Genomic DNA, 16852 nt, shown 5'->3' on the forward strand with positions numbered 1-16852 from the left:
TATTAGGTAAAGGTCTTGCTAACAACGATAAATGGTTGCCGACAATGCCGGGAGTAATGAACTCCGAAGTGACGACTTTGCCGTAAAAGCTACTCCCCTTTAGGAGAACTTATTTAATTGATACTTTAATCATAAACGATGAATTCTCATGCTGTCAAATACATTTATAACCTAATTATATTGTAAACCAAAACGGCTCGTTTTCTTTTTTGTAATGATATGCTTATCATCAATACGCTTCTCGATTAAATCAAGCTGATCTCTATCTCTTAAAAGCTCTTCTCTATTTTTACTGATTAAACTTGATAAAGTTACTTTTTTTCTGCTCATTTTTATGATCTCCCTTATCTCTATGATGTATGTTAAATAGAATTTATCCCCATTAATCAAATACGATTGTTTTATTCCCATGTACAAGAACACGATCTTCAACATGCCAGGCAACTGCTTCTGCAAGGACTGTTCTTTCTACATGACGTCCAGCGATTTTTAAATCCTCTGCTGAATAACGGTGGTTTACTCGCAGCACGTCCTGCTGAATAATTGGCCCTTCATCTAAATCATTTGTAACATAGTGTGCCGTAGCCCCGATTAATTTCACTCCCCTGTTAAAAGCCCTGACATATGGATTAGCACCAACGAATGCCGGCAGGAATGAATGATGAATATTAATAATTTGGTTCGGATATTTTGCAATGAAATTTGGGGAAAGAATTTGCATATATCGTGCAAGCACAATAAAATCGGCTTTCCCTTCTAATAGTTCCAAAGCTTTCTTTTCAGCTTCTTCCTTCGTTTCATGAGTGAGCGGAATGTGATAAAAAGGAATTCCGTAGCTTCCTACCTCATCAGCTAAGTGAGCATGATTACTAATGACAATAGGAATATCGACTGGTAATTCCTTTGACTTCCAGCGCCAAATTAGCTCTAAAAGGCAATGATCCATTTTCGAAACAAAGATCGCCATTCTCTTTCTTTTCTTTGAACTGCTAAGCTTCCAATCCATGGAATGAGTTTGTGCAATTTCATGCAAGTCCTGTTCAAGAGCTTCAATAGAAGCTTCAGGGTTTTGTAAATCAAACTCGATACGCATAAAAAATCTTCCGGCATGCGGATCAGTAGTATGCTGATCAAAGTGAACGATGTTCGCCTTGTGCTCTAATAAAAAGTTAGATACGGTTGAAATTATTCCCGGCTTTTCCGGACAGGAAATTAATAATATGCCTCTATTTTCTTTCTCTCTAGCTGTCACCCGAAACACCTCTATTCAAAAATTATGCATGAATGGCTAGACCATCTACAGCTAATGCGGCTTCTCCAATTGCCTCTGCCAAAGTCGGATGCGGATGGATCGTTCTTGCAATATCCATCGATGTTGCTTCTAGAACACGTGCAAGCCCTGCCTCTGTAATCATATCGGTTACATGCGGTCCTACCATATGGGCTCCTAGCAGTTTATTCGTTCCCTCTTCAACAACCAGCTTTACAAACCCATCCGATTCACCGAATACAAGCGCCTTTCCAATCGCACGGAAGGAGAACTTACCTGTTTTTACTTCGAAGCCTCTTAATTTCGCTTCCTCCTCGGTTAAGCCGACACTTGCCACTTCAGGATTGCTATAAATACATTTTGAGACGAATGAAGAATCTAGTGGTACCGGATTTTTTCCTGCCATATGTTCAACCGCAATGATTCCTTCGTGTGAAGCAACATGGGCAAGCTGCAGCCCGCCAATCACATCACCAATACCATAAATATTTGGCTCACTTGTTTGGTAGAATTCGTTTGTGACGATAAAACCGCGGACAACATCAATCCCAGTATTTTCAAGGCTAATCGTCTCAATATTAGGCAGACGTCCTACTGAAACTAACAATTTATCAGCGGAGAATGTTTTCTCCTCGCCTTTATGCTCCGCTTTTATAGTCACCCCATCGCCTTTTTCCAGCGTGTTCGGGAGCACCTTAGCACCTGTTACAATCTTAATCCCTTTTTTCTTCATTAATCGCTGAACTTCCTTGGAGATATCCAGATCCTCTGTTGGAATAATGCGATTGGCGAATTCAATGACTGTTACTTCTAATCCGAAATCAGCTAGCATGGAAGCCCATTCAATTCCAATGACGCCTCCGCCTACAATAATAATTGATTTTGGGAGTTCTTCCATTTGCAGAGCTTCGTCAGACGTCATGACATACCTTCCATCTGCTACTAGCCCTGGAAGAGTTCGCGGGCGTGAACCTGTGGCAATGATTATATTTTTAGGAACAAGGGTAATATCCCCTTCCCCATTATTTAATTCTACTAATATATTTCTTGACTCTAAGATTCTGCCTTTTCCCTCGTAGACATCGATTTTCCCTTTTTTCATCAAGTGCTGTACACCTTTAAAGAGACGATCAGTAATCTCTGCTTTTCTTTCTTGTACTTTGGAAAAATCCAGTCCTACATCGGGGGCAATAACGCCATATACAGCTGCATTTTTTGCTGTTGCATACACTTCTGCACTGCGGAGTAAGGCCTTGCTGGGAATACATCCAGCGTGAAGACAAGTCCCGCCAAGCTTCCCTTTTTCAACGACCGCAGCCTTTAAACCTAATTGAGAGGCACGGATTGCTGCCACGTATCCGCCAGTACCTCCACCAATAATGACTACATCATATTCTTTGGTCAAATCATTCTCTCCTTTTGGATATATTGTGAACAATTAAACAATCATTCCCTTAATGTTCCCTTTTATCCATGCAAAAAAAGGACAGAAAAAGGGTATGAATATCTACCCTTCTCTGTCCTTTTACCTGAGAGTTTAGGCCCAAAAAATTTATATGGGGTCCCCTTGGGTGTCGTACTGTTTTATACGCGCTCTCCAGAGATGCGTCCCGTTGTGGTTCATCTACCTGAGAGATTTGTTCCAAGGGTCTTTTTGGAACTTGCTCCTTCGGTGGCTTCTGTAATGCTCTCTCCCACAACCGTCATCCGCCTGTATTGAATTTTCATTAAATTTAGAATAATACTTTAGTGCTGTAATGTCAACCATTAACATGGATTATCCTGATTTTTTGAGAAGTTTTTCACAAATAGTTCAATTGTATAGCAATATCATGAAAAAAGGAATGCAAAGACTGATTTAGTATATAACATAAACTCCACAGTCTGCATCCCCTTATTTACCTAAACGACTAATCTCATTTAAGAAACTACTTTAGCTCATTCGTAATCATGGATAATTTATCAGCAGAAAGAGTTACTTCCTCAAATGCTGCACCAAGCTCGTTTATTACATTAATAAATGATACTAACTCGCTTTCAATTTTATTATTTTGGACTTTCGTTTCACCCATAGTCGTTAAAATCTGTTCAAAATACTTATCCGTTTCGGTCATACTAGTATGTCCCATGAGTACGGCTTCACCAATTTTCTCCAAAGAAATTGTCAGCTTATCAACCTGAGAGTTCATATCTAAAATTAAAGATGCTACATTTGTGACTGATTTCTTTGTTTCATCTGATAGCTTTCTAACTTCACCAGCAACGACTGAGAATCCCTTCCCTGCTTCGCCTGCACGTGCTGCTTCAATAGCCGCATTAAGGGATAATAAGTTTGTTTGGTCCGCAATTCCTGTCACAATACTAACAATCTCTTGCATTCTATTAGATATACTTAACAATTGTTGAATATCTTCTGAGATTTGGCTAACTGTGTTATGGATATGATCCATATTATTATGCTGTACGTTTAATTGAGCTTTCCCCTGCTGTGCTCTTTCTTCCGCTAAGTTTGAAAGTTCTGTTCCTTTATTAGCCAATGTAACAATTTCTTCTGACTGAGAATGCAATTGATGAAAAGAAGCATTCGTCTCTTCCGAAATAGCTGCAAGGTTTTCAGATGCATTTGATACATTTTCTCTGACAATATTTTTAGTTTCTTCCTGCTTTTCTTTCATCCGTTCCAGCTCAGCGTCGTATGCTTCCAATACAATTTGCTGTTCAAGATTAAGTATTTTTGTGATTGCTGTTATTGCTTCAAAGTACTCTTCTTTTTTATGTATACTGCTATTAATAATATTAATGAGAGAAAGCAGCATATCCTGAAATGCACACATATACCATTTCGTCTTCAGTCCAATACGAACATGCATATGTGCAATCCTAATTCTTTTTTCAATATATGCATGATCAATTACTCCAGAAAACATTTCCTCTATATGCTGACGAAGTGTTTGTCTCAGCCTGTCCACTGAACTATGGCTATTTATGATATTTAATAATGATGCTTCAATCTCTAAGTTTTTATAAAAGTTTTCAACTATTCTATCAATTTCCTTTATAACAATAGGCTGTAAACGACTAATAACATGCAAATCCTCTTTGGTAAGATGAATCATTTTTATCTGTCTTTCGAGATCTGATCCTTGTGAAATATTCATTTCACCTTTACCAATTGGCATTACTTCCGACTTTTCAGCCTTTTCCTTTGATTTTTTTAGCATCCCAAATACCAATACATTTCCCCTACTTTCCAACTATATTAGCTTAGGAAAATAATAACATAAACTGTACAAAAGTCATTACCTACTCAAAATTTTATATATTTTTGAGACAAAAGTCTTAGGACTCTATTTGACTTCAAGTATAAAACATATTAAAATATAGTCTTTGGGCAAAGCCCACGTGGTTCGTAACCATCCCACGATAAAAAACTAAGGAGAGAATTTCATATGAATGTCAAAACACTTGTTGGCAATGGTATATTAGCAGCTTTATATATTGCTGTTTCTATGCTCATTCAGCCGTTTGGATTTACACAAGTTCAGTTTCGTGTGTCCGAAATGTTTAATCACCTAGTTGTCTTTAACAAAAAGTATATCTTTGGAATGGTATTAGGTGTATTTTTAACAAATCTATTATTTTCACCAATGGTCGTGTATGATTTAATATTCGGTGTTGGCCAGACAATTATTTCCTTATTAATTACAATTGCCTGCTGCCGCTTTATTAAAAATATTTGGGCACGCATGGCTGTGAATACACTTGTTTTTACGGTTACCATGTTCTTCATCGCCCTTGAGCTTCATCTTGCATTTGGATTACCATTTATGTTTACATGGCTGACAACTGCAATCGGTGAATTCGTCGTTATGGCAGTCGGCATGCCTGTTATGTATGCATTAAATAAACGTGTACATTTTGAAAAATTGATTTAAAAAGAGTTGGCGTAAAAAATTGCGCCAACTCTTTTTTCTGTATCTCCCAAATGCCCTTACACCATCACAGGTGCAAAAAATTCATCATAAAGCGCCTGAACAGCCCTTTTTTCGTCTATTTCCTTCACACCAAACATCATGCTGACCTCAGATGATCCTTGGTTAATCATTTCAATATTTACTTCCGCTTTAGCGAGGGCTTTAGAGGCTCTTGCTGTCGTACCAATATTGTGGCGCATGCCTTCCCCTACCACCATAATAAGTGCAAGACTATGCTCGACAACGACTTCATCAGCATCCAATTCTACTTTAATTCGATTAATAATTTCCTCTTCCATCCCAGGTGTAAATTGATTTTCACGTAGAATAATTGAAATATCATCTATTCCTGATGGTGTATGTTCATAAGACATGCCATAGCTTTCTAAGATAGCTAATAATTTTCGGCCGAACCCAATTTCTCTGTTCATTAAGTATTTGCTGACATAAATGCTGCAGAAGCCTTCATCACTTGCAATCCCAACAACCGGTCCATTTGTATTGTCCCTCTCATAAACAATTCTTGTTCCTGGTGCAGACGGGTTATTCGTATTTTTGATATGTACAGGTATTCCCGCTCGAAATGCCGGTACTAGTGCTTCATCATGTAAAACGGTAAATCCAGCATAAGAAAGCTCCCGCATTTCCCGATACGTTAATTCTTTAATTTCTTTAGGTCTGTCGACGATAAAAGGATTAACTGAATAAACAGCATCTACGTCAGTAAAGTTTTCATATAAATCCGCTTTCACCCCATTAGCGAGGATCGATCCGGTAATATCGGATCCGCTCCGCGAAAACGTAAAGACTTCCCCTTCATGGCTATACCCAAAAAAACCTGGAAAAATAATAATACCTGAAAGCTCACGCAGCTTAAATAAACGATCATAGGATTCTGACAGAACTTGCGCATTTCCTGGTTCAGCCGTTACAAAAAGACCTGCATCTTTAGGGTTTACATATTGTGCCTCCACTCCTTGCTCGCGGAAATATGAAGCAACAAGCTTAGCATTATTGTCTTCACCGCTAGCCTTCAGCAAATCCAAAAATCTATCCGGTTTGCTCCTGTCTGAGTTTAATCTTTCAAGTAAGTCTTGCTGAATGACATTGATAATGTCTTCCGAAATATTTAACTCCTCTGCAATTAAAGAATATCTTTCGATAACAGCATCGAATTTTTCCTTTGGATCCTTATTTTCCAAACAGAGCTCTGCACACTGAATCAGCAAATCTGTTACCTTTTCATCATCGCCAAATCTCTTTCCCGGTGCAGACACCACAACTACTTTTCTTGCTGGATCTGAAACAACAATCTGGAAGACCTTTTCTAGTTGTTTTCCGGATGCTAATGAAGATCCGCCAAACTTTACGACTTTCATCCTGACATCTCCTAACCTCAAAAAAATATATCCCTAATTTTACTCCTATTCAGAAAATAATCAAGCGTTTTTCCTCCGTATAAGGACATTTGTTTATTTGAAAAGGACAAAATAGTCTTAAAGACCTATGGTTTTCCATATACATATAGTACAGAATTATTTTGAATTTATATAAACATATTAATCTCTAACAACTTTACGTATTTTTAAAATATAATAAGTAGTAATAAGTAGAAAATAAGGGAGCAGACAATATGGGAATTCTTATTGTGGACGACAACCAGGCGAACTTGTTTGTAATCGAAAATATTCTTAAACGTGCAGGCTATGATGATTACCTATCATTTACCTCCGCACATGATTTATTTACATATTTGCAAAGCGAACAGCCATTAGAAATAGGAAAACAGGTAGACATCATCCTTATGGACATTATGATGCCTGAAATGGATGGGATTGAAGCTTGTAAGCAGCTGCAGCAATTTCCACATTTAAAGGATATTCCTGTTATATTTGTTACAGCACTAGAAGATTCAAATAAAGTCGTTGAGGCTCTTGATGCCGGCGGAATTGACTATGTAACAAAGCCAATTAATAAGACAGAGCTGTTGGCAAGAATTCGAGTAGCGCTTAGATTGAAATATGAAAAAGACTGGCATATTGAGCAGGAGGAAAAGATTCGCAATGAGTTAGAATTATCTATGCAGGTCCAAACTAGCTTATTAAGTGAGCCCATTTATAAGGAAAATCTTTTATTAAAGGCATCCTATTTACCAGCGTATAAGCTAGCAGGCGATATGTATTATTGGCATAAAATTAATGACCACCGTTTTGCTGCGATTCAGCTTGATATGATGGGACATGGAATTTCTGCTTCGCTAGTTTGTATGTTTATTTCATCCGTATTAAGGGACAGCATTTCAACCTATGCCGATCCTGAATATGTAATCAAGGAACTCAACCGGTGGATGAATTCATTAAATCAAAAAAACCAGCAAATTCCTTATTACTTCACAGCTATTTACCTTGTGCTTGATACAAAAGAAAAGACATTAGAATATGTGAATGCAGGTCATCCTACTGGATTTGCTTTAATAAATCATAATGAGCTGATTGAGCTTTCCAGTAATACTTGTGCAGTTGGATTTTTTGAAAACATTGATATAAAGAAGAACGTCATTACATATTCCGACTCCGTACAATTACTGCTATGTACAGACGGAGTAGAGGAGACAATCGATAGTACAGGTACGAACGGTTTACAGTTTATTAAAGAAATCGCCTCTTCATATTGGCATGATACTAAGTGTAAAGAGCCAATAGATTTTATTCTAACGAAAAAACAACAAGTAAATGCCGATGATGACATGTGTGTTGTCTTGATTCAGGCTGATTAAGAAAAGGAAGCCAGTATTCATTGAACTGAATACTGGCTTCCTTTTTTTAAAGATTTACATCCACTTTTATTAAATTTTCCTCACATTTATCCACACCTATATAGCGCAAGGTTTCAGCATGTGTATGATGATTATAAATAGACATCAGAATAGAGATGGCAATTCCCTTTCGAAAAGCATGATAGCCGAACGTTTTTCTAAGTGTATGAGTACCGATCTTACCGGCAATTCCAACTTCTTTAGCAGCTTGATTAATGATACGATATGCTTGCTGCCGTGTAATGGGGAGATTATTTTTTTTAGATTTAAAAAGAAAATCGTCTTTCTCAACATGCAATGTTGATAGATAATCCTGTAAAGCAGCATTAACTTTGCTATTGATGTAATGAACCTTGATTGCACCCTTATCATCAGAGACTTCAAGGAATTCCTTAATCCCCTCGCCATCCCAAATATCATTTACCTTTAATGTAAGTAAATCATGAACCCTAATTCCTGTATTTATGCCGAATACAAATAGCAAGAAATCTCTTAATGACTTCCTTCTCAAGTTTTCTTTAATCGCTATTATTTTTTCAATGTCCTTAATAGGTTCAACGTACTCCACTTATAAATCCTCCTGCAAACTTATATACTAAAGGATAAGGTATCAGATATTATAGACCCTTACAATACGTTGCGGCTATTTAGTAAGATTCGTAATAGTCATTAAGAGGAATAATTTAGTCATTATCATGCTAACTCAATGGATTTTTTCTCCTTCTAGAAACTCCTTTAAATCATCCTGCACCGTTTCCTTTGTTAGTTCAACCTTTGAACGATAGGCGGCCCGATTTAACAGATGTGCAACAACCGGGGACGTTAAGAAAACAAAGAAAATACCGAGTATTAATCGAATGCTGAAATATCCATCCACAAGCAAAAAGAATAGAAAGGTGCCAAACAGTGTACAAAGCACGCCTAAGCTTGCACTTTTTGATACCGCATGAGAACGTGAATACACATCAGGCAAACGAATGAGTCCGATCGCACTTAAGAAACTCAATACCGTTCCAAAAAACAGAAAGACGCCTACAATCACATCAATGTATACGTTTTCGTTCAATTGCAGTCCCTCTTTCTATAAATCTTGCAAAGGCGATAGTACCTACAAACGACAGGATTCCAATTAATAAAATAATGTCAAAAAAAGCATGTGTCCTTAAAAGAATAGAGAGACAAGCAACGATGGCGATTAGATTTACTCCAATATTGTCTAAAGCCATGACCCGATCAGGGGTGGAAGGTCCTTTAACTACCCTGTAGAGGGCAGCGAGTATCGATAATGACAAGAAAAATAAACAGATATGCAGAAATCCATTAAACATTATCGAGTAACCTCCTTTATCGCTTTCTCATATTTTATCTGCGACTGAAAAACAGCATGCTTGGACTGAGGCAAATTTAACGCATGCAGATAAAAAATCTTATTGCTCGGTGAAACCTCAATCACGACAGAGCCAGGCGTTAAAGTGAGAAGAAGTGCAAGTAAAGTAATCTCTAAATCACCCTCTAAATCAGTCTCCATTTTAAATATTCCTGGAGTTACATCGATATTAGGCCTGATAACTTCTTTCATAATTGCGACACTGGATGTAACCGATTCTCTAATAAACAAAAGGAACAAATTCATAATGGCAAAAAAACGCTTCAAATAAAAGGATGAAGGAAAAAAACGTCTCAAAGAAAAAAGGACAACTATACCGACAATATATCCGCTAAAAAAAGATAGAATCCCCCACTCATCTTGGAAAAACATCCATAAAAAAGCGATAAAAAGATTAATTAACACCTGTACAGGCAAGGTTCTCCCCCCCTTATTTACTGCCGAATTGACTCTCTCCTATTACCGCTTCAATATATAGGGAGGGATTTAGTAAACCATCTGCTGCAATTCGAACAGATTCGGCAATCCCCTCTGCTCCTATTCCTAACGTGATGGTTAACCCCGTAAGACCGGCAATTGGCAGCACTAATCCTTTTGCTGTACCTTTTTCCATTTCCTTACTTACATTCGTTTCGCCCCAAAAAACATTCATAAAAATTTTCATAATTGAATACAAAACCATCAAACTTGTGAATAATCCAATTCCGCCTAACCAATAGTACTCTGATTCAAAGGTTCCACGTGTGATAAACACCTTCCCTAGAAATCCGCTTAACGGCGGGATTCCCGCCAGCGATAATGCTGCAATAAAAAACATCCAGCCTAAAAAAGGATGATTGCGAATGAGCCCGCTTATTTCTTTCAGCTTGCTCGTGCCCATTATATAAATAATGGTTCCTCCTAAAAGGATAATAAGTGCTTTTATGAGAATGTCATGTATAAGGTAATAAATAGATCCCATCATCCCATAATGAGTTGAAGAAGCTAAGCCCGCCATAATGAATCCAACGCCGACGATAACGTTATACGTTAAGATTTTTTTAATTTCCCAATAGGCGATCGCTCCAATTGCTCCAAGGATCATCGTCAATGCACCGAGTATTCCAATAATGAAATGAGTGATTTGCGGCTCATGATAGAATACTAGGGTAAATGTCCGGAACAAAGCGTATATGCCTACTTTTGTTAATAACGCTGCAAATATCGCTGCAATGGCTGTCGGTGGTGCACTATACGACCCAGGCAGCCAAAAGAAAAGAAACAGCGCAGCCTTCATCCCAAAAACAATAAGAAATAATAATGCCACCGTTGTCAGTAAACCATCCTGCCCAGCATCAGCAACGCGTAAGGATAAATGAGCAAAGTTTAATGTTCCAAGCATGGCGTAAAGATAGGCAACGGCTATAAGAAATAAAGAGGACGATAGAACATTAATTAATACATATTTAATAGATTCACGGAGCTGAATCCGTGTCCCGCCTAAAGACAGCAGCACATACGAGGAAATGAGCATCACTTCAAAGCAAACAAATAAATTAAATAGATCACCAGTCAAAAATGAGCCATTTACTCCTGTTATTAAAAACAAATAAAACGGATAAAAATAATGATTTTCTCTCTCTCGGCCAATGGACTTAAATGCATACATCAGACAAAAGAACGCAACAATACTTGCAGAGAGCAACAACAATGCCGAAAACATGTCCGCAACAATGCTAATCCCAAAGGGAGCTTCCCATCCTCCTGCCTGAAGAACCTGTATCCCTTTTCCCTTTATTTGCTGCAGTAATATGACAGCCACATATCCACTAGCTAAAATAGCTGAAGCACTGAAGAATCGCTGAAATCCAATGTTTTTTGAAAATAAAATTAAGATAAGCCCAGCTAATAGCGGGATGATGATTGGCATTATGACAAGATTATTCATCCACATTTCCCCTTAATCGATCGGTATCATCTGTCCCTAATGTTTTATAAGTTCGGTAGCTAAGCACCAGGAATAGAGCAGTAACTGCAAAATTAATGACAATCGCTGTTAATATAAGTGCTTGCGGCAGTGAATCTGTAAATTTTGTTTCAATCCCTCCTAATAAAGGAGCCCCCCCCCTCTTTAATCCGCCCATTGTCAAAATCAGTAAATTAACTCCATGACTGATAATGGACGTTCCTAAAATAATTCGAATTAAGCTTTTACTCAAAACTAAATAAGTACCGATGGAAAAGAACAGACCGATTAGGATTGAAATGACCGTCTCCATATTTACCCATCCTCACTTATGCTAAGGATGATCGTAACAGCCGTTCCGATAACAGCTAATGCCACGCCAACATCAAAGAGGACAGCTGTAGCAAGCTCCGTCTTCCCGAAAATAGGAAGCTCAAAATAGCCAAAGGTTTGATTTAAAAATGGCTTTCCAACAAATAATGAACTCATGCCGGTTAGTAATGCCAGCAGTACACCAAATGCTGCCACTTTTTTAAAATCAACCGGGATATTCTTACTCACTGTTTCAATATCGAACGATAGATAGAGAAGGACAAGTCCTGAAGCAACACTCAATCCGCCAATAAATCCACCGCCTGGATTATGATGTCCCCCAAAAAATAAATAAATGGAAAAGGTGAAAATAATGACAATGGCAGCCTTTGTCACTGAACGTAAAATAACATCATTTGGGATCATTCCTTCCCCCTCCCTGCTAATTGAACTTTGATCAAAGTATAAATTCCTAAGCCGGCAATGCATAAAACGAGTATTTCGAGCATCGTATCCAATCCCCGGAAATCAACAAGTATGGCGTTAACGATATTCTTTGCTCCAGCAAGTGTATAGGAATCCTCGAAAAATCCTGATATCGATGCAAAAAGCCGATGATTATTAGCTCCTAAAGCAAGAATCGTGACAATCGTTCCAACCCCAAGCGAAATGATCATATTGGTTAACTTGAATTTGATACGAGTTTTCTCCTTCCTCAGCTCAGGCAAATAATAAAAGCAGAGCAAGAATAAAGCGGCTGTTACGGTTTCAACAACAAGCTGGGTAAGAGCCAAATCAGGTGCCCGGAATATGACAAAGAGCAAGGAAACAAGGTAACCTAATGCTCCTAAGGCGACGACCGCGGTTAGTCTAGACTTAGATAGAAAGACCGTAACCGCCGATATGACCAGCGCCACAATTATTCCTGCCTCATACATATTAATCTCCGAGTCATTTGCAACGTTTATGACATAACCTTTTGACAGCCAAATCGCACTCCCTAAGATGATAATCATGAAACCAAATATATAAACTAAATAATCCCGAATAGACTCTGTCATATACCGTTCGGTCACCTTGAAGGAAATCTTCTCACTTCCCAAAAGAGAAGCATTATACAGATGATTCAGCGTCAAAGCCTTTGGGTAGATATCATATAGAAACAGCCAGCGTCTTAAAAGTTTATACATAATAAATCCAGCCACAACTACACCAATTGTCATTAGCAGCTCAGTATTCCAGCCATGCCAAGGCTTAATGGTGGCCTCTATTTTATTTATGGTGATTCCCGGCAAAATTGCATGTAATGCAGGCTGAAGAAAGTTCTTAGAAATAACATTTGGAACAAAAAATATGACGATCACGAGACAGGCTAAAATACTAGGCGGAATCAACTTGCCAATTGGGGCTTCTTTTGCAATTTTGTCTATCTTCTCTGGCTGATGCTTCCCCATAAAAGTTTTAAACACAATGATCATGCAATAAATAAATGTAAATACACTAGCCACCCATGCGATGAAAGGAATGAAGTGACTCAATGTTTTAAAACCAAATACGGAATGTTCTGCAGCGGTTAGCACGCTTGTAAAAAACATCTCTTTACTTAAAAAGCCATTAAATGGCGGAATACCAGCCATAGCAAAGCTGCCAATGATTGTGAGGGTAAACGAAATCGGCATTAAACTCATAAGGCCGCCTAATTTTCGAATATCACGTGTTCCTGTTTCATGGTCGATGATGCCGATAACCATAAATAAGCTGCCTTTAAAGGTGGAATGGTTGATTAAATGAAACATCGCTGCTAAAACGGCATAAGCATAAACAACTGTTTCATCCCCTTTTCCAAAATAAAGGGACGCAGAACCTAATCCGAGAAGGCACATAATGAGCCCCAGTTGACTGATCGTTGAATACGCTAGCAAAGCTTTTAAATCCTTCTGATTCACAGCACTGATTGAGCCGTAAAATAAAGTAATGAGGCCGACACCTGTAACAATCCAGAACCATTCACTCGTTCCCCCGAAAACAGGGGTAAATCTAGCTACTAAATAGATTCCGGCTTTCACCATCGTTGCCGAATGCAAATAAGCACTAATCGGTGTTGGAGCTTCCATTGCATCCGGAAGCCAAATACTAAATGGAAATTGAGCTGATTTAGTAAAAGCACCTAGAAGAAGCAAAATCATCGCGGGGAGAAACAATGAATGTTCCGAAATCACCTGCAACTTGCTCAACATTTCACGAATACTGTATGTATCCGTCACGATCGAGAGCATGATAAACCCCGATAACATCGCCAGACCGCCAAAAATAGTGATCATCATCGACTTTTGTGCACCATAGCGGGAATTTTGCCGCTGGTACCAATACGCAATTAATAAAAAGGAGGAAATACTCGTTAGCTCCCAAAAAACATAAAGAACCAAAATATTATCTGAAAAGACTAGTCCTAGCATTGCACCCATAAATAACAACATATATACATAAAAATTGTGGAGCGCTTCTCTTTTCTTTGACATGTAATAAATGGAATATAGAACAACAAGGGTTCCAACTCCAGTAATTAAAATCCCAAAAATTAGCGCTAATCCATCCATATAAGTCGTTATATTAATATTTAACGACGGCATCCATGGAATGTTCTCCTTTACTGTATGTCCACTTGCGATTAAGGGAATATACTGTAAGAAATAAAGAAATAAAGAGAGCGGCACAAGGACAACAAACCATCCCGTATGTATTTTTTGTCCACACAGTTTATATATAAAAGGTATTAATATAGCAAAAATAAACGGCAAAAAGGTCATGAAAAAAAACAATAAATCCACCAAATCTCCTCCTTCTTTCGCAAATAATGGAAATCGATTGACTTCATGCCAAGGCATGGGATATATTCAAACATAGTTTAATTGAATGGACTTTCTATTAAACTCCATCTAACTCGAGGTGAAATGAAATGAAATTAGTAAAAGGGCGTATGGACGAAAGCATCCTCGTCTGTGTGTACTATGGTCCAAATGGTGAACGTCTAATTCAACGCGGCTGTAAAATTGCAGGAATGCTTGACTGTCCACTCTATATTTTGACCATCGATCCGTTACCCTTTGATGAACTGGATGCAGAGAAATCAGATTATATTACTAGATGGAAACAAATCGCTGAACAACATGGCATTGAGGAATTTATTCTAAAAGATAATGATAAGCGTCCTGTAGCAAAGGTGATTGCAGAGGTTGCTCGCGAAAAACATATTACCCAAATTATTCTTGGACAAACCGCTCAAAGTCGATGGGAGCAAATTGCAAAGGGCTCCATCATCAACTCCCTATTGCGTGAAATTCCTTTTGTCGATCTGCACATCGTTTCTGTTTCAAGATCCTTAAGAGATCAAGAGGGGCTGTTTGACAAAGGTGTCCGTGCATACCTGGTTAAGGAAGATAATTTCTATCGTCTAAGCTTTAATCATACGAAAGACGTCGATTATGAAGGCATTTTCTTTAAAGAACAAGGAACCGATTTTAATAATGGTGTTTTCAAATTTATGAAAGACAAAGAAACACTTCAAGTTGTTGTCACCGAGGACATTGTTAGAGAACTAAAAAATGTCAGAATGACTGAGCCGATAGATACTAACAGCAATTCATAACTTCAAATACTCTATGACACTTCCGAATTTTTTGCGGAAGTGTTTTTGTTTTTCAAAAATTGAATATTGGCCAAAAGTGGATTTTTACGCTTTTCTAATGTTACATAAAAATAACTTATCAAAAAATAAGTAACATTACAATCAATAAATACTCGGAATTAGACAAAAAAATACAGCCTCTATAAAGTGAAACTGTCTTAAGAAGGTGTTTTCTAACCTTTCTAAGGCTATTGCAAACCAATATGAAAAAATTTTTTCACTTGAGAAATATTGAGTATTCTTGTAGGCCTGCTACTGATATTGGACAGCTTTGGGTACTTATTATGAAAAGTTGTCCAATAAACCCTTTTATTGGACACGCATTGCTATTTTCTAAAAAAGCTGTCCGATAAACACTCTTTATTGGACAACTTCGGGAACTTTTTCTAAAAACTGTCCGATAAGGAGTGTTTATTGGACAAATCAGTCCATTTTAGTTAAAAGTTGTCCGATACAAAACCTGCTCAAATATAAAAAGAGCGCTAAACACGAAGTTTTAGCGCTCCTCTCTATAGTTCTTCCAATCAATCTTTTAGCTATTTTCGATTCTTTTTTCTAAAAATTTTCTCGATAGGATTAAAGTCTTCAAAGCTTTTGATATCTGTTCGAATGGATTCTTTGCTGCCAAGTCCAAGGAATCCCCCCGGACTAAGACTCTCGTTAAACAGATGGAAGACCCGAGCTTGCAAATCCACATTAAAATATATTAAGACGTTCCGGCAGACGATCACATGAAACTCATTAAACGACCGATCTGTTACTAAGTTATGTTGGGCAAAGACGACATGTTTCAGTAAATCTGGGTTTAAATAGGCTGCCTCACAGTCGGCTGTATAATATTCAGAAAACGACTTCTTTCCACCGGCCAACAGATAATTCTTTGTATAAAGCTGCATTTTTTGCAGAGGAATTATTCCTCGTTCTGCTTTAGCGAGCACGTTTTCATTCATATCAGTAGCATAGATTTTGGTCTTAGAACCAAGACCCTCTTCCTCCATCAAGATGGCCATCGAATAAACCTCTTCCCCTGTCGAGCATCCGGCATGCCAGATTCTAATTTCAGGCAGGTCCTTCAATAGCGCCACGACCTCGTTTCGAAAAGCCTTAAAGAAGGCAGGATCCCTAAACATTTCAGTCACATTAATCGAAAAATCGCTTAATATCTTATTTAAATAAGCTTCGTCGTGAATAATTTTCTCTGTTAAGCTCGTAATACTAGATAGTCTTTCTAGACTTAATCGATTTTGCACCCTTCTCATGATGGAGGACTTCATATATTGCCTAAAATCATAGCCTGATAGACGAAAAATCGCTAATAACAAAAGCTCCAGCTCTACATCCTCTTTATTTATCCTAAACATTTTTTCATCATCCCATATCTTTACTTTCCATGCGCCCTCGTTTGCTGCCAAAATTGGAACGTATCGTCCGTTTGCAATCATATACAGCAGAGTCTATTCTATT

17 protein-coding genes, 1 pseudogene and 3 riboswitches are annotated in these 16852 nt (G+C 37.9%); of the genes and pseudogenes, 3 read left to right on the plus strand and 15 right to left on the minus strand.

Translation table 11 applies throughout. The features are described from left to right. Window positions 1-171: 171 nt before the first annotated feature. From H0173_RS08930 to H0173_RS22700, 5 genes and pseudogenes are all read right to left on the minus strand, one after another. A complete protein-coding gene (locus H0173_RS08930) occupies window positions 172-330 on the minus strand; it encodes an FbpB family small basic protein (RefSeq protein WP_260631104.1) in 159 nt (52 codons plus the stop codon). A gap of 52 nt (window positions 331-382) precedes the next feature. Beyond that, window positions 383-1252, minus strand: coding sequence for a formyltetrahydrofolate deformylase (gene purU / locus H0173_RS08935; RefSeq protein WP_221846007.1), 870 nt, complete (start codon window positions 1250-1252; stop codon window positions 383-385). Window positions 1253-1274: 22 nt separating this feature from the next. After that, window positions 1275-2675 carry a dihydrolipoyl dehydrogenase gene (gene lpdA / locus H0173_RS08940; RefSeq protein WP_221846008.1) on the minus strand — a complete coding sequence of 467 codons (1401 nt, stop codon included), beginning with the start codon at window positions 2673-2675 and terminating at the stop codon, window positions 1275-1277. 102 nt (window positions 2676-2777) lie between these two features. Continuing rightward, window positions 2778-2876, minus strand: a riboswitch (glycine riboswitch). Continuing rightward, window positions 2877-2977: riboswitch (glycine riboswitch) on the minus strand. Between the two features lie 221 nt (window positions 2978-3198). Continuing rightward, window positions 3199-3945 (minus strand): methyl-accepting chemotaxis protein, encoded by a 747-nt coding sequence (locus H0173_RS22695; protein WP_396021206.1) that lies wholly within the window; start codon window positions 3943-3945, stop codon window positions 3199-3201. Between the two features lie 15 nt (window positions 3946-3960). Next, window positions 3961-4491 (minus strand): annotated as a pseudogene (locus H0173_RS22700) (protoglobin domain-containing protein); the annotation flags it as partial. 175 nt (window positions 4492-4666) lie between these two features. Continuing rightward, window positions 4667-4711, plus strand: a riboswitch (PreQ1 riboswitch). Window positions 4712-4719: 8 nt separating this feature from the next. Here H0173_RS22700 and H0173_RS08950 point away from each other — a divergent pair. Continuing rightward, entirely contained in the window at window positions 4720-5205 is a 486-nt protein-coding gene (locus tag H0173_RS08950) for a QueT transporter family protein (protein WP_221846009.1), read from the plus strand. A 56-nt stretch (window positions 5206-5261) separates the two neighbouring features. Here the strand turns inward: H0173_RS08950 and H0173_RS08955 are convergent, their stop codons facing one another. After that, a complete protein-coding gene (locus H0173_RS08955) occupies window positions 5262-6623 on the minus strand; it encodes an aspartate kinase (RefSeq protein WP_221846010.1) in 1362 nt (453 codons plus the stop codon). Between the two features lie 254 nt (window positions 6624-6877). On the opposite strand from H0173_RS08955, the gene H0173_RS08960 reads away from it, so the two are divergent. Further along, window positions 6878-8020, plus strand: a complete 1143-nt coding sequence (locus H0173_RS08960; protein WP_221846011.1) for a PP2C family protein-serine/threonine phosphatase — start codon at window positions 6878-6880, stop codon at window positions 8018-8020. A 46-nt stretch (window positions 8021-8066) separates the two neighbouring features. Here the strand turns inward: H0173_RS08960 and H0173_RS08965 are convergent, their stop codons facing one another. From H0173_RS08965 to H0173_RS09000, 8 genes are all read right to left on the minus strand, one after another. Next, window positions 8067-8627, minus strand: coding sequence for a tyrosine-type recombinase/integrase (locus H0173_RS08965; protein WP_221846012.1), 561 nt, complete (start codon window positions 8625-8627; stop codon window positions 8067-8069). A gap of 135 nt (window positions 8628-8762) precedes the next feature. Continuing rightward, window positions 8763-9125 carry a monovalent cation/H(+) antiporter subunit G gene (gene mnhG / locus H0173_RS08970; protein ID WP_221846013.1) on the minus strand — a complete coding sequence of 121 codons (363 nt, stop codon included), beginning with the start codon at window positions 9123-9125 and terminating at the stop codon, window positions 8763-8765. After that, window positions 9103-9387, minus strand: coding sequence for a Na(+)/H(+) antiporter subunit F1 (locus H0173_RS08975; protein ID WP_221846014.1), 285 nt, complete (start codon window positions 9385-9387; stop codon window positions 9103-9105). Before H0173_RS08975 ends, mnhG begins: the two co-directional genes overlap by 23 nt. Further along, window positions 9387-9863 carry a Na+/H+ antiporter subunit E gene (locus H0173_RS08980; protein ID WP_221846015.1) on the minus strand — a complete coding sequence of 159 codons (477 nt, stop codon included), beginning with the start codon at window positions 9861-9863 and terminating at the stop codon, window positions 9387-9389. The genes H0173_RS08975 and H0173_RS08980 overlap by 1 nt, the downstream gene beginning before the upstream one ends. 13 nt (window positions 9864-9876) lie before the next feature. Then, entirely contained in the window at window positions 9877-11373 is a 1497-nt protein-coding gene (locus tag H0173_RS08985; protein ID WP_221846016.1) for a Na+/H+ antiporter subunit D, read from the minus strand. Then, a complete protein-coding gene (locus tag H0173_RS08990) occupies window positions 11366-11704 on the minus strand; it encodes a Na(+)/H(+) antiporter subunit C (protein ID WP_221846017.1) in 339 nt (112 codons plus the stop codon). Before H0173_RS08990 ends, H0173_RS08985 begins: the two co-directional genes overlap by 8 nt. Before the next feature lie 2 nt (window positions 11705-11706). After that, window positions 11707-12129 carry a Na(+)/H(+) antiporter subunit B gene (locus H0173_RS08995; protein WP_221846018.1) on the minus strand — a complete coding sequence of 141 codons (423 nt, stop codon included), beginning with the start codon at window positions 12127-12129 and terminating at the stop codon, window positions 11707-11709. Beyond that, on the minus strand, window positions 12126-14510 hold the full coding sequence (locus H0173_RS09000; protein ID WP_221846211.1) for a Na+/H+ antiporter subunit A: 2385 nt from the start codon (window positions 14508-14510) through the stop codon (window positions 12126-12128). Before H0173_RS09000 ends, H0173_RS08995 begins: the two co-directional genes overlap by 4 nt. 149 nt (window positions 14511-14659) lie before the next feature. Between H0173_RS09000 and H0173_RS09005 the strand changes: the two genes are divergently transcribed. After that, window positions 14660-15349: a universal stress protein gene (locus H0173_RS09005; protein WP_221846019.1), complete on the plus strand. Its 690-nt coding sequence runs from the start codon at window positions 14660-14662 to the stop codon at window positions 15347-15349. A gap of 575 nt (window positions 15350-15924) precedes the next feature. On the opposite strand, the gene H0173_RS09010 is transcribed toward H0173_RS09005, so the two are convergent. Continuing rightward, the gene (locus H0173_RS09010; protein WP_221846020.1) at window positions 15925-16749 is read right to left on the minus strand and encodes a CheR family methyltransferase; all 825 of its coding nucleotides are present in this window, start codon (window positions 16747-16749) and stop codon (window positions 15925-15927) included. Window positions 16750-16852 lie beyond the last annotated feature (103 nt).

Source organism: Bacillus sp. S/N-304-OC-R1 (genome assembly GCF_019749375.1).
GTDB lineage: Bacteria > Bacillota > Bacilli > Bacillales > Cytobacillaceae > Cytobacillus.